The organism is Marinobacter salarius (genome assembly GCF_032922745.1).
In the GTDB taxonomy this organism is placed as follows: domain Bacteria; phylum Pseudomonadota; class Gammaproteobacteria; order Pseudomonadales; family Oleiphilaceae; genus Marinobacter.
Genome location: NZ_CP136693.1, coordinates 4412032 through 4426103 on the forward strand (window position 1 = coordinate 4412032; position 14072 = coordinate 4426103).

14 protein-coding genes and 1 other RNA gene are annotated in these 14072 nt (G+C 56.5%); 3 read left to right on the forward strand and 12 right to left on the reverse strand.

All coding sequences use genetic code 11. The annotated features are described in order from the left end of the window. Positions 1–102: 102 nt before the first annotated feature. Together rnpB and rsmI are read right to left on the reverse strand one after the other, a co-directional pair. Positions 103–464, reverse strand: an RNA gene (gene rnpB / locus R1T46_RS20535) — RNase P RNA component class A. Positions 465–529: 65 nt separating this feature from the next. Beyond that, positions 530–1393 (reverse strand): 16S rRNA (cytidine(1402)-2'-O)-methyltransferase, encoded by an 864-nt coding sequence (gene rsmI / locus R1T46_RS20540; RefSeq protein WP_317306864.1) that lies wholly within the window; start codon positions 1391–1393, stop codon positions 530–532. A gap of 126 nt (positions 1394–1519) precedes the next feature. Here rsmI and R1T46_RS20545 point away from each other — a divergent pair, with 126 nt between their 5' ends. The 3 genes from R1T46_RS20545 to R1T46_RS20555 are packed head-to-tail and all read left to right on the forward strand — an operon-like array spanning position 1520 to position 4439. After that, positions 1520–3451, forward strand: a complete 1932-nt coding sequence (locus R1T46_RS20545) for a penicillin-binding protein activator (RefSeq protein ID WP_317306865.1) — start codon at positions 1520–1522, stop codon at positions 3449–3451. A gap of 20 nt (positions 3452–3471) precedes the next feature. Beyond that, on the forward strand, positions 3472–3846 hold the full coding sequence (locus R1T46_RS20550; protein WP_317306867.1) for a YraN family protein: 375 nt from the start codon (positions 3472–3474) through the stop codon (positions 3844–3846). Between the two features lie 2 nt (positions 3847–3848). After that, the gene (locus tag R1T46_RS20555; RefSeq protein ID WP_286748550.1) at positions 3849–4439 is read left to right on the forward strand and encodes an SIS domain-containing protein; all 591 of its coding nucleotides are present in this window, start codon (positions 3849–3851) and stop codon (positions 4437–4439) included. Positions 4440–4510: 71 nt separating this feature from the next. Here R1T46_RS20555 and ltrA read toward each other — a convergent pair whose 3' ends face one another. The 10 genes from ltrA to prfC all read right to left on the reverse strand — a co-directional run bounded on the left by ltrA (position 4511) and on the right by prfC (position 13985). After that, positions 4511–5902 carry a group II intron reverse transcriptase/maturase gene (gene ltrA / locus R1T46_RS20560; protein ID WP_127401912.1) on the reverse strand — a complete coding sequence of 464 codons (1392 nt, stop codon included), beginning with the start codon at positions 5900–5902 and terminating at the stop codon, positions 4511–4513. 534 nt (positions 5903–6436) lie between these two features. Continuing rightward, a complete protein-coding gene (locus tag R1T46_RS20565; RefSeq protein WP_317308346.1) occupies positions 6437–6859 on the reverse strand; it encodes a ClpXP protease specificity-enhancing factor in 423 nt (140 codons plus the stop codon). Between the two features lie 56 nt (positions 6860–6915). Then, entirely contained in the window at positions 6916–7545 is a 630-nt protein-coding gene (locus R1T46_RS20570; protein ID WP_286748551.1) for a glutathione S-transferase N-terminal domain-containing protein, read from the reverse strand. A 108-nt stretch (positions 7546–7653) separates the two neighbouring features. Next, positions 7654–8409 (reverse strand): cytochrome c1, encoded by a 756-nt coding sequence (locus tag R1T46_RS20575; protein WP_317306871.1) that lies wholly within the window; start codon positions 8407–8409, stop codon positions 7654–7656. Beyond that, entirely contained in the window at positions 8409–9641 is a 1233-nt protein-coding gene (locus R1T46_RS20580; RefSeq protein WP_199447274.1) for a cytochrome b, read from the reverse strand. The genes R1T46_RS20575 and R1T46_RS20580 overlap by 1 nt, the downstream gene beginning before the upstream one ends. Further along, positions 9641–10237 carry a ubiquinol-cytochrome c reductase iron-sulfur subunit gene (gene petA / locus R1T46_RS20585; RefSeq protein ID WP_199447275.1) on the reverse strand — a complete coding sequence of 199 codons (597 nt, stop codon included), beginning with the start codon at positions 10235–10237 and terminating at the stop codon, positions 9641–9643. Before petA ends, R1T46_RS20580 begins: the two co-directional genes overlap by 1 nt. 241 nt (positions 10238–10478) lie before the next feature. Beyond that, positions 10479–10871, reverse strand: a complete 393-nt coding sequence (gene rpsI / locus R1T46_RS20590; RefSeq protein WP_286748555.1) for a 30S ribosomal protein S9 — start codon at positions 10869–10871, stop codon at positions 10479–10481. A gap of 12 nt (positions 10872–10883) precedes the next feature. Next, a complete protein-coding gene (gene rplM / locus R1T46_RS20595; protein ID WP_007154598.1) occupies positions 10884–11312 on the reverse strand; it encodes a 50S ribosomal protein L13 in 429 nt (142 codons plus the stop codon). 286 nt (positions 11313–11598) lie between these two features. After that, a complete protein-coding gene (locus R1T46_RS20600; protein WP_151982840.1) occupies positions 11599–12387 on the reverse strand; it encodes a TatD family hydrolase in 789 nt (262 codons plus the stop codon). Positions 12388–12404: 17 nt separating this feature from the next. Continuing rightward, the gene (gene prfC / locus R1T46_RS20605; protein ID WP_036203705.1) at positions 12405–13985 is read right to left on the reverse strand and encodes a peptide chain release factor 3; all 1581 of its coding nucleotides are present in this window, start codon (positions 13983–13985) and stop codon (positions 12405–12407) included. Between the last annotated feature and the right edge of the window lie 87 nt (positions 13986–14072).

Below are 14072 nucleotides of genomic sequence, written 5' to 3' on the forward strand. Positions count from 1 at the left end.
TCACCTGCAGTCAGTTCTGAAGATGGCAAGTGAACTCTAAGATTTTTTGGCTATAAAAGCTTGCTGGTGAGAATGACAAATGTCACATCAAGCGGAGAAATAAAAATGAGCTCGCCGGTAAGCCGGGTTCTGTCTGGGACAGTCATTCATCTAGGGCCTGCGTCACCGCAGGCCTCAAGCGACCTACCCGAATCCAGCGCGGGCCGCGCCATAGGATTCCTATTTGGTCTTGCTCCAGGTGGGGTTTACCATCGCCGTGAACTGTTGCCAGTCACGCGGTGCGCTCTTACCGCACCGTTTCACCCTTACCGGTGCCCGCGAACATGTCACGGCCACTTAGGCGGTATACTTTCTGTTGCACTTTCCGTCGGCTCACGCCGCCCAGGCGTTACCTGGCACCTTGCCCTGTGGAGCCCGGACTTTCCTCCCCCGGTAAAACCGGCGGCGACTGTCTGGCGAGCTCGGGCGAGACCATACTCCAGCCTGCAGCGGCAGGCAAGAAAAACCGCGAACCAGCGACTTCCTGAGATCAGGCCTTCAGAGACAACGCTCGCTGATACAGCTCATTCTTGGAGATTCCAGTTAACTCCGAAGCCAGCTTCGCCGCCTTTTTCACCGGCAACTCTGTCAGCAGCAACGCCAACACCCGGTCCGCCTCTGCCGACCCCACCGACAACTCCTCTGCGCTCGCGCCACGCACCATCACCACGAATTCGCCACGACTGCCATGGGGGTCCGCCTCCAGGGTCTGCCTGACATGGGCCGCCGCCCCTACATAGAAAGTCTCGAACGTTTTGGTCAGCTCCCGGGCCAGCACGATCTCTCGCTCTGCTCCCATCACTTCCGCGATATCCCCCACCGTATCGACAATACGGTGGGGCGACTCGTAGAACACCAGTGTGGCGGATTCCCTCGCCAGGCGGTCCAGGGCAGCCCTGCGAGCTCCGGACTTGGAGGGCAGAAAACCCTCGAACAAAAACCGATCCGTCGGCAGCCCTGCCGCGCTCAGCGCCGAAATGAGCGCACAGGCACCAGGCACCGGAGTAACCCGATAACCCCGAGCCCGAGCCTCCCTTACCAGCACAAAGCCTGGATCAGAGATCAGCGGCGTCCCCGCATCGGAAATCAGAGCCACATCCTGGCAGGCCGCAAGCTTGCCCAGAACCTGGCCCGCCCTGTCCCGCTCATTGTGTTCGTGCAAGGCCACCATTGGCTTGCTGATGCCCAGATGCTGCAATAGACGGCCACTGTGCCGGGTATCCTCGGCAGCAATCACTGCAACCCGCGACAAAACCGCCGCGGCCCTGGGAGACATATCGTCCAGGTTGCCAATCGGTGTAGCAACGATATACAGGGTGCCAGCCTGTTCCGGCGGCTCGCTTTCTGAGTTCACACATCCCTCTCTTTGCCCTCTGCGCATGACACCAACGTCATGTGAATTCACGCGGGAGCTGTTAAACTTGCGGCCTGATAAATCAAACCATTAATGGGAAGCCCGGCGGGCACCAGGGCTCCCGGCATGATGCCGCCGATTTCCCGGCGCCACAAGCGTAATAACCCGGAGTATTGTGAGCCAGCCATGACCAAATACCGCCAGAACCTGAAAACCATCACCATTCTCCTGGCCACGACGGTGCTGTTTGCGGGTTGCGCAAGCGTGAACCTGGAATCGTACATTGCCAAAACCGCCGGAGAAGCTCTTGAAGTCGCTGCCAGCGAAACCAACCGACAAAGCGCACAGGCTTACCTGTTGAGAGCAGCAGACAGGTTCCAGGGTCAAAACGAACACCGGGCCGCCAGAAAGTTGCTTCAGAGCCAGCAATTCTCGCCGGCCACGGAGGCCACAGAAAACCAACGACTTCTGCTGGCCATGGCCAGCGCCACTGCGCTTGAGGATGGCGATTGGGCGAAGAACATTGCATCCGGCATTGGGCCAGATCATTTCCTTAATTATGAAAGAAACCTGATCAACCGCGCTGCAAGATTGCAGGAGCGAACCTATCGGCTTGCCGGAGACAACCTTGCGGCGGCCATTACCCTGATCTTGCTGTCCGGAGCGGACTCAGACGCCAATACACAATCGGTCCATGACGACATCTGGAAGAACCTGAAACAGACTTCCGACACCCAGCTCGCCGACAGGCAAGGCCGCGCCATTGGCTATGAAGCCCAGGGCTGGCTTGAACTGGCTGGCATTCTCCGGCAGCCGGGGATCAATCTGGACGAACAGGGAAGAATGATCCGCAGTTGGCAGAACAACTGGCCTGACCACCCCGCCGCCGGGGTTTTACCGGCCGAACTGCAATTGATTGCAAACCTCGCAGAGAGCCAGCCCGAAAGAATCACCCTGGCATTGCCACTCAGCGGACCATTATCGAGTGCGGGCGCTGCCATCCGCGATGGTTTTTTCGCCGCTTACTACGGGGACAAGTCGGCGGAGCGTGGAGAACTCAGCATTCGAGTCATCGACACCTCGGATCGAGACTTTCGCTCGCTTTATGACGAGCTGACCAAAGAGGAACAGGATCTGATCGTCGGACCCCTGGAAAAAGAGTCCCTGGCAGCACTCGCCGGCATGTCGACTCTGCCTGTGCCGGTTCTGGGCCTGAACTATCTGCCACAGGAGGCCACAGCTCCCGATGGACTTTACCAATTCGGGCTGTCGGCAGAAGACGAAGCCAGACAAATTGCCGATCGCCTTGATGCAGAGGGTATCGACCAGATCCTTGTACTGATCCCCTCGGGCGAGTGGGGAGACCGCCTGGAAAGCGCCCTGCTTGACCAACTGTCGCAAAACGGAGGCATCGCACTGGATATTGAGCGCTACTTCCGCGAGGACAATCTCCGTGCCGTCACTGCCGACCTGCTTGGTATCACAGTATCCCGCGATCGGGCCATAGACGTTGAACGCACGGCCGGCATTGACGTGGAGTTCGAGCCCCGGCGGCGCCAGGATGCTGACGGCATCGTTATGGTCGCGGAGCCAACCATCGCACGGCAATTCAAACCATTATTCGCCTTCTATTTTGGCGGTGATCTGCCCGTATACTCACCCTCCATGGTCTACGAGGGCAATCCGGACCCATCACGGGACCGGGACCTGAACGGCGTCACCTTTACCGACACGCCCTGGGTTCTTGAAAAGACAAACCGCTTTCGCGACATCGTCAAGGAAGCCATGCCCGATGTCCGGGGCCAGCTTGGCCGTCTGTTCGCCATGGGCGCCGATGCCTGGAATCTGAGCAAACGACTGCCACTGCTGAGACAGGTAGAGGGAGCCACGATAGACGGCCAGACCGGGGTGCTGAGCATGACCCCCAAAGGCAGCATTCATCGGGAACAACTCTGGGCCCGATTCAGTGAAGGAACACCAGAACAACTGCCACCGCTGGAACCCGAAGAAACAGAATCGGATGCCCCAGCTATGGAAGACGCCTCCAATCCAAATTAACAACCAGGACACCTTATGCCATGGATGGCAGCACAGGAACACGAAAAGCCACCGGGGACCATGCCGAGGGCGTTGCCGCACGCTACCTTCAGACGCGAGGCGTCACTATTCTGGCACGCAACGTGTTCAGTCGCGGGGGCGAAATTGACCTCATCGGCAGGGACAGTGATGTGCTGGTTTTCTTCGAAGTGCGATACCGCGGAAGCGGCAGCCTGGCCGGTGCAGCCGAATCCATCACCCCCATAAAGCAAAGGCGCATCAGCCGCGCCGCTTCGTTTTACCTCCACAGGCATGGGCTGTGGAATGCGAACGCAAGAATTGACGTAATCGCAATCGCACCGGGCGAACGCAAAAAATACCGGATACAATGGATAAAAAACGCCATTCAGGTCTGACTATGACGGATACCGAACAACAGATAAACCAGTGGTTTGCTAACCATATGGAACACACGGCCCACGCCGCCAGCCTGACGGCACCGGCCATCGAGAGCGCCTCGGACGCACTGGTCAACACGCTACTGAATGATGGCAAAATCATTACCTGCGCTAACGGTAACGCCAACGTACTTACACAGTACTTCTGCACGGCGCTGCTCAACCGCTTTGAGCATGACCGACCGGCACTACCAGCCATCAACCTGGGAGCGGATGCGACAACCTACTCCGCAATCTGTCGCGACAACCGCTTCAATGACACCTTCTCAAGACAGGTTCGCGCTATTGGCAAAGCCAACGATCTGCTCCTGGTGATTGTGGACGATGGCCACAAGGCCAACCTGATCCAGGCGATACAGGCTGCGCATGACAGGGAAATGAATGTGGTAGTACTGAGCGCCAAGGAAAAAACCGACATCACCTCGCTGCTTCACCCGGAGGACCACGAAATAGCCCTGGATAATCTTTCCCCGACGGCAGCAACGCCCATCCTGCTAGTGATCATCAACGCCCTGTGCGGGCTGATCGACGAAAAACTGTTCGGTGGATAATCGAGTAGGAGGGGGAGTTACCTCCCCCGTCCTCTCACACCACCGGGCATACGGTTCCGTACCACGGCGGTTCATGGTCGGCTCTGAAGCCGAGTCATCGTATCCAGCAAGCTTACCAGAGACAGACGGTCGAATACCCTCTTAGGCAGGGCCGCGTTCATATGAGTCGCGCCACTGTTCCACCAGGGTCCACGACCATTGGTCGCGCTCCTCCAAGCCCTTATCTCAGTCAAGCCTAGCCGTACCAGGTTGCGGGCCCGCGTGCGGGTCCGCTTCCACTGCTGCCACAGGATCAGGCGAAGCCGCCGTCTTATCCAGCCATCCAGGGCTTCGACCGAACGCTTCGAGGCGGTCAGGCGATAGTAATTTGCCCAGCCTCTCAGCACCGGGTTCAGGTTCCGGATGGTGGTCGTCAACGACTGTCCCCGTGACCGTTTCAGCAGGGGGCGAAGCTTGGCCATGAAGGCCTTCAGGCTTTTGGGCGCGACTCTCAACCGGACCTGACGTTTATGCCAGCTCACGCTGTAACCCAGAAAGCTCCGACGCCAGGGGCGGTCCACGGCGCTTTTCACCGTATTCACCTTCAGGCGCAAGCGCGTTTCCAGGAAGTGGGTAATACTGGCCATCACCCGTTCGCCGGATCTTTTGCTGCTGACGTAAATGTTGCAGTCGTCCGCATAGCGGCAGAACCGGTGTCCCCGCCGCTCCAGCTCCCGATCCAGTTCGGTCAGGAGCACGTTAGAGAGCAAGGGCGACAGGGGGCCGCCTTGCGGCGTGCCTTCCCGTCTCGGGCTGACCAGTCCTCCTTCGAGCATGCCGGCTTGCAGGTAACGCCGGATCAGGGTGAGTATCCGCCGGTCGGCTATGCGACAAGCCAGCAGGCTCATCAGCACATCGTGGTTGACCCGGTCAAAGAACTGGGCCAGATCCAGATCGACCACCCAGCGGTGGCCGTCGTTGATGTGTTGCTGCATCGCCTTGACCGCCTGGTGGGCACTTCGACCGGGGCGGAACCCATAGCTGTGATCCGAGAAGGTCGGTTCCAGCGTCGGGCTCAGCACCTGGTGAAGGGCTTGTTGGATCAGGCGGTCCTGCACCGTTGGGATACCCAGTGTCCGCTCCCCGCCTTGCGGCTTGGGGATACTGACCCGGCGGACCGGTTGAGGATGGTAGTCTCCGGCCAACAGCCGCTCGCGCAGCGTTGGCCAATGCTGTTGCAGGTGGCCCTTCAGGGCCATCACCGGCATCTGATCGACACCGGCGGCACCCTTATTGGATACCACCCGCTGATACGCACGCATCAGGTTCGGGCGCTCAAGCACCTGTTCCATCAGCGTGTTCGGCTCCGCGTTCGTCCACGAGTGAGCCCCCGCGTCTGCCTCGACACGGACTTCAGTCTCTGCCGGATACCGTCCAGCGCCTTCCTGAATGCCCTGCCCCATCCGGGTCGCTTCTGTCTTCATAAGCACACTACGAGAACTCATCGCCTACTAACGGCCAACCATGTTCGGCCCTTCCGTACGCGGTGACGCACCTACTATGGCCTCGGCTGAGTTCTGGCTCCCCATCCCCACCTCTCGCGAAGTGAGTAGCACAGCGGCAGAGAACCAGACTTCCCAGGGTAAGACGCGTGACCTTCACACTTATGCCCGCCGCATTTACGTCCACACCTTCCGTGCAAGTACAGGGCTTTGACGATAGTTGACGCCTTACCCGGTGTGACCGCCTCATATGCGATTTCTGTTCGTCAGGCCAGTGCTTTGCCTGCGGCTTCCTTCAGATTCCATCTCACGATGGACACCCTTGCCGTCCGGCTAGTGGTTCCCCTTGCCGGGTCCACAGGGGACTTGCACCCCCAAGTCATCCGGCCAGCACCACCTGTACCGGAACAGCGCCCGTCAAGGCGCTACGCGCCATGCCTGGCGCACAACGAAAAAGCCAGCTGTTAAAAACAGCTGGCTTTCGAGACGTCCCGAGACTTTCCTTTCACAACAGCGCTATTTAACGACCTTAAGCGTTGGCCGACCGCTGGGCCGATCTCCACCTTGACCGCTATCGCTACTGCCATTCTCGGAATCCTTTCCGCCGGAGCCTTCCGGATCAGGAGAGCCTGGTTCGCTACCGAAGACCATACCCTCACCGTTCTCCTTTGCGTATACCGCCATGACAGCCTGCAGGGGGATGAAGACCTGCATCGGCACACCGCCAAAACGCGCGCTGAATTCCAGGGCGCCATTACCAATCACCAGACCACGCACGGCTCCAGGACTGATATTGAGCACGATCTGCCCATTGGCAACGTGCTCAGTAGGAACCTGAACACCCTGCACCCCCGCATCCACTACGATATACGGCGTGCAGTCGTTATCGAGGATCCACTCGTTGAATGCCCGAACGAGGTAGGGACGGCTTGATGTCATCGTTATCTTACTATCAGGCACTGCCTTTCTCCTGAACCGGTTTCAGGCGCTGCATATCAGTTACGGATATCTTCTTCCAGGTCTGACAGACTCGCCTTGAAACCTTCACGACTGAATATGCTATCCATGTACTTTTGAAGCGGCTTCGCCTGCTTTTCATTCAGCTCAATACCCAGCGACGGCAAGCGCCACAGAATCGGAGCAATACAGCAATCCACAATCGTGAACTCTTCCGACAGGAAAAAGGGCATTTCACCGAACAGCGGCGCCGTGGCCAGCAAACTTTCGCGAAGCTCTTTTCGGGCGCCATCCGACGCCTTTGCGTTGGGCTGAGCCAGAATCTGATCCACCAATCCACACCAGTCTTTCTGGATGCGGTGAATCATCAGGCGACTGTTCGCCCGCGCAACAGGATAAACCGGCAGCAATGGCGGATGTGGAAAACGCTCGTCCAGATACTCCATCATGATATTTGGCTCGTAGAGCACAAGGTCACGATCCACCAGCGTCGGCAGGGCATTGTACGGGTTCAGGTCAGCCAACTCTCCAGGCGGGTTATCCGGATCAACGTTAACTACGTCAACCGTTACCCCCTTCTCTGCCAGCACAATGCGGACTCTGTGGCTGTAATGACTGGCCGGGTCCGAGAAAAACGTCATTGATGACCGCTTGGTCACAACGCCCATAGAACTACCTCACGATTTGACTAACCGAATTGATCCTGAAAAACGCAAAAATCCAGCGGGCCGGCTATTGCCCGCTGGAACTCAGGGACAGGAATTATACCTGAAATCTCAGTGTACGTCCTTCCAGTACTCGCGATTAAGCAGGTAGGCAAAGATAAAGAATATCGCCACGAAGATCAGTACGAACATACCCAGCCTTTCACGCTCAACCTTTACCGGGTCGCCCATGTAAGACATGAAATTGGTCAGGTCATACATAGCCCGGTTGAATTCCTCCGGCTCCATGGAACCTTCGGTTTCCCATTCCGGGCAGATGTCCGCATTACGAACATCGCCGCTGAGAGGATCAACACTCGCACCCTCACCAATTTTCGGCTCAACCGCGCACAGCCCCTGCAAACCGATCAACACATGGGGCATACCAACGTTTTCGAAGACCACGTTGTTCACACCCAGCGGACGACTTTCATCCTTGTAAAAGCCACGAAGATAGGAATAGATCCAGTCTTCACCGCGAAGACGAGATTCCAGGGTCAGGTCAGGTGGCGGAGCACCGAACCAGCTCGCAGCCATTTCCTTGCTCATAGAGTTCTTCATGAGTTCACCGATCTTTGCACCAGTGAAAATCAGATTCTCCTCGTAAAGCTCGTCGGGAATCCCCAGATCATCCGATACACGCTTATACCGCGCATACTCCATGGAGTGACACCCCATGCAGTAGTTGGTGAAAAGGGCCGCACCGCGCTGAAGCGACGCTTTGTTGGTATGGTCCGGCTCCATGGTATCAAGCGGCACGGACGCCCCCGCTGCCAGCCCGAGGGCCGGCAGGATCGCTATGAAAAGACCAACTATCAGCTTTCTCATCATCCTGTCACCCTCTCTGGAACTGGCTTTGTTTTCTCCATACGCGTGTAGAACGGCATGAGAATAAAATAGAGGAAGTAGAGCGTTGTCAGGATCTGCGCAACAATGGTGCGGCCTTCAGTGGCCGGAACAATGCCGAGGTACCCCAGGACAATGAAACTGACGGCAAAGATCGCCAGAGCAATCTTGCTCAACCAGCCTTTGTAGCGCATTGAGCGTACCGGACTTCTGTCCAGCCAGGGCAAAACAAACAGGATGGCGATAGCAGCGCCCATCACGACAACACCCCAGAACTTCGCGTCCAGGCCGAAGAGGTCAATAGTCACCGCCCGCAACATGGCGTAGAACGGTGTGAAATACCATACCGGCGCGATGTGGTCGGGCGTCTTGAGGGCGTTAGCCGGCTCAAAATTCGGCTTCTCAAGGAACAACCCGCCCATCTCGGGGAAGAAGAAGACCACGATAAAGAAGATAAAAAAGAAAACGCCCACGCCCAACAGGTCATGCACCGTGTAATAGGGGTGGAACGGTATACCATCTTTGGGAATGCCGTTTTCGTCCTTGTTCTTCTTGATATCAATACCGTCAGGGTTGTTGGAGCCAACTTCGTGCAGCGCAAGAATGTGCAGCACCACCAAACCAAGCAGAACGATTGGCAATGCGACGACATGCAATGCAAAGAATCGGTTCAGGGTAATACCAGAGATCAGGTAGTCACCGCGGATCCACAGCGACAGATCATCGCCAATGACCGGAATGGCGCCAAACAGGTTTACGATCACCTGCGCACCCCAGTAGGACATCTGACCCCAGGGCAGCAGATAACCCATGAATGCTTCGGCCATCAGAACCAGGTAAATCAGCATACCGAAGATCCAGATCAGCTCGCGCGGCTTTTGATAAGAGCCGTACATCAAGCCACGGAACATGTGGAGATAAACCACCACGAAGAACGCGGAAGCGCCGGTGGAGTGCAGGTATCGAAGCAACCAACCCCACTCAACATCACGCATGATGTATTCAACTGACGCGAACGCACCTTCCGCTGTGGGGTTATAGCTCATGGTCAGCCAGATACCGGTCACGAGCTGATTCACCAGCACCAACATCGCCAGCGAACCAAAGAAGTACCACATGTTGAAGTTCTTGGGCGCGTAATACTTGCCAACGTGCTTGTTCCACGCGTCGACAATCGGAAGACGTTCGTCTACCCAGCTCACTAACTTGTTCATTATGCGGCCCCCTCAGGATCCAGACCGACGGTCACGGTGTTCTCGTCGTCAAAGCGATAGGGAGGCACATCCAGATTTCTGGGTGCCGGCATATTCGGATAGACACGCCCGGCAAGGTCGTAGCGGGAGCCGTGACACGCACAATAGAAGCCACCGAGCCAGTCTTCCCCGAGATCGGCTGGAGCAACTTCTGGCCTGAATTGGGGAGAGCAGCCCAGATGGGTACAGATACCAACGAGAACAGCGTACTCGTCCTTGATCGCCCGGAGCTCGCCTTCGATGTAGGCAGGTTGGTCCGCTTCCTTGGAAAGAGGATCCTTCACCCGGTCATTCAGCTCGAGAATGTTTTCGTTCATCTCTTCGGTGCGGCGAATAACCCACACCGGCTTACCGCGCCATTTGACGGTCATTTGCTGACCTGGCTCCAGTTTACTGACATTGACGGTGACCGGTGCACCGGCTGCTTCCGCTTTTGCACTGGGATTCCAGGATGCTACGAAAGGCACGGCCGCACCGACGACGCCGACACCACCCACCACAGACGTGGCACCGATCAAAAATCGGCGCCTGCCTTGGCTCACGTCGCCATTACTCATTATGGTTATCTCCCATCAGGCGACATACAGCCCTGCTTACAGGGAAACTGCACATCGAAAAGGACTTCTCTCAACCTAAAATTATAAGCGCTCAAATGGTAATGAAATTACCCTGCCCTTACAAGTCGGAAAGGCTTTGAGCCGGGCCATTACCTGTCTCAAGCCTGTTCGAAACTGACTTCCCAGACAACAAAAAACCCGGCCAATAGACCGGGTTTTTTCGGATCTGCTCCAGCGACTTTTAACGCTTGGAGAACTGAGGACGCTTACGCGCCTTCCGCAGACCAACTTTCTTACGCTCCACTTCACGAGCGTCACGGGTAACGTAACCCGCTTTACGCAGCGCAGGGCGCAGCGTTTCATCGTAATCCATCAGGGCGCGAGTCAGGCCGTGACGAATAGCGCCCGCCTGACCACTGATACCACCACCTTTAACAGTGATGTTGATATCGAAACGATCCGCGGATTCGGCAACCACGAGGGGCTGACGAACAATCATCCGCAGAGTTTCGCGACCGAAAAACTGCTCAATGGAACGACCGTTGATAGAGATGTTACCGCTTCCCGGCTTGATGAAAACCCGAGCCGTGGATGTCTTGCGGCGACCAGTACCGTAATTTTGTGCTACAGACATATCCGCCTTCCGTTAAATGTCGAGTTCTTTGGGCTGCTGGGCTGCATGAGGATGCTCAGCGCCGGCATAAATTTTCAGCTTCTTGAACATGGCACGGCCAAGCGGGCCATTCGGAAGCATGCCTTTAACAGACTTCTGGATGATTTGCTCAGGAGCCTTGTCGACCAGCTTCTCGAAGTTGATGGACTTGATTCCACCCGGAAAGCCGGTGTGACTGTAGTACATCTTGTCAAATGCTTTTTTGCCGGTAACCCGTACCTGACTGGCATTGATAACCACAATGTAATCACCAGTGTCGACGTGAGGGGTGTACTCAGGCTTATGTTTGCCCCGCAGACGACGGGCGATTTCAGTTGACAGACGACCCAGCGTCTTGCCGGCTGCGTCTACAACGTACCAGTCACGTGTTACTGTTTCTGGTTTCGCACTCAGAGTCTTCATTGATTCCGCCTTGAACGCTATATAAGAAACGTTAAAAACCGCCACCGGTAAATGCTCGGCATCCGGAGGAGGTTCTTTACCTGTATGTTATGCGGCAGTGACATCATTCGGGGCTGAGATGATGACATCGCCTTGAAAAGCCAGGGCGCGAAGTATATCCGAACCCAAAAAGAAAGCCAACCCTGAAAGGGACTGTTTCGTTATTCACGTATCCTCATTGCTACCGCGGAACGGAGCCACCAACCAAAGGGCACCGAAACAACCCGTGGTCGTCATTTCCACGACTCTAGCGCTCGGAAGCGCCGACTTCGTTCCAACCATACAGCCGCTGCACGTTGCAGAGCAGCGACTGGGCCAGGTCTTCGAGCCCCGAATTCCGCAACCGTGCCAGGGTGGCTAGTATCGACGGCAGGTACGCAGGCGAATTATGCCCCGCCTCGACGCCCGCTGGCGCCATATCAGGCGCGTCCGTCTCGAGGATCAACGCATCAACGGGCAACCGGGCGATGGTATCCCGGGTCTTTCGCGCTCGCTGATGGGTAATGACACCACCAACACCGATGAAGCAACCGAGGTCAATCAGCTTGGTAGCCTGCTCATAGCTGCCCGAAAACCCGTGCACCAACACCCGCCCTGAAAAGCGCTTGCGCCGCAGCACCTCATAGACCTCGTCGTGGGTCTTAACGGAGTGAATAACCAGCGGTAAATGTACAAGCGCAGCAATATCAACCTGCCCTTCAAACCAGGCGTACTGATCCCGCATGTCCCCTTGGAGCCGATCCAGGCCGCACTCCCCCAAGGCTACACAATGACCTGGACGGTCTTCGAGCAAGCCTTGCAATGCGCATAGGTCATCGGCGGTATGCTCAGCCACATACCAGGGATGGATTCCGAGACAGTAGTAGAGCCCATCGTATTCCGATGCAATGCGACTCACCCTGCTCCAGTCGGGCCGCCGAACGCCGGGAATAACGAGATTCGACAGACCACTGCTGCGAGCGTCCTCAAGCACTGCCTTGCGACGCCCATCAAACTCAGGGAAGTCAAAATGGCAATGAGCATCAATGAGTCGCATTCACTCACTCCAGCCTACTAGTGCTCCCGTGTTTTATGGAAGCTGATCTCTGGATAGCGCTCCTGGGCCAACTGCAGGTTGACCATCGTTGGCGCAATGTAGGCCAGTCGGTCGCTGCCATCCAGAGCCAGGAAATCGTTAGCCTTACGCTCGAACTCATCCAGTTTACGCTCATCAGAGGCCGTTACCCAGCGTGCCGTTGCAACATTTATCGGCTCATACACCGCCTCAACCTTATATTCGCTCTTGAGCCGACTAACCACCACATCAAACTGCAGGACACCCACCGCTCCCACGATCAGGTCGTTGTTTCGAAGCGGGCGAAAAACCTGTACCGCGCCTTCTTCCGCAAGCTGGATCAAACCCTTTTGCAGCTGCTTGGACTTGAGCGGGTCCTTCAGGCGAATACGACGGAACAGTTCCGGTGCAAAATTGGGGATGCCGGTAAATTTCATATCCTCACCGGCAGTGAAGGTATCTCCCAGCTGGATGGTGCCGTGGTTGTGAAGGCCGATAATATCGCCTGCGAACGCCTCCCCCGCGTGCTCCCGATCACCTGCCATGAAGGTCAGCGCATCGGAAAAGCGAACTTCCTTGCCGATTCTCACGTGACGCGCTTTCATGCCCTGATTGTAGCGCCCCGACACGATCCTCAGAAAAGCCACACGATCCCGGTGCTGGGGGTCCATATTCGCCTGAATCTTGAACACGAAGCCCGAGAAGACATCCTCTTCTGGTTTCACTAATCGCTGATCGGTTTCACGCGGTTGCGGTGTTGGGGCCCACTCCACCAACCCATCAAGCATGTGATCCACACCAAAATTGCCCAGCGCCGTACCGAAGAACACCGGCGTGAGCTCGCCCGCAAGGAAGGCGTCCAGATCGAACTCATGGGACGCTCCTTTGACCAGCTCAATCTCGTCTCGGAGATCACCAGCATAGCCTCCCAGAACCTCGTCCAGCTCAGGATTCTCAAGCCCCTGGATCACTCGTTTTTCCTGGATGGCATGGCCCTGACCGGATTTGTACAGGATCACTTCGTCCCGGGTCAGGTGATAGACACCTTTAAAATTCTTCCCCATACCGATGGGCCAGGTAATCGGTGCGCAGGCGATTTTGAGGACATCCTCAACCTCATCCATCAACTCCACGGGATCACGCGTATCACGGTCCAGCTTGTTCATGAAGGTCAGTATTGGCGTATCCCGCAAGCGGGTTACTTCCATCAGCTTGATCGTGCGTTCCTCAACACCCTTGGCGCTGTCGATCACCATCAGGCACGAATCCACCGCCGTTAACGTGCGGTAGGTATCTTCCGAGAAATCTTCGTGGCCAGGCGTATCCAGGAGGTTGACCAGGCGCCCGCCATATGGGAATTGCATCACCGAGGTGGTGACGGAAATACCACGCTCCTTTTCCATCTCCATCCAGTCGGATTTTGCGTGCTGCCCCGACTTCTTTCCCTTGACCGTGCCGGCTTTCTGGATGGCCTGCCCAAACAGCAGAACCTTCTCTGTAATGGTGGTTTTGCCCGCATCCGGATGCGAGATAATCGCAAACGTGCGGCGCTGGGATACTTCGCTGGCAAGGCTGGTCATAATTGGTAACAACCTGGTTCGGAGAGACTGAAAAAACGGACGTCATTATAGGGATATTAAGGCACTGACGCGAACCCGCATCCGTTG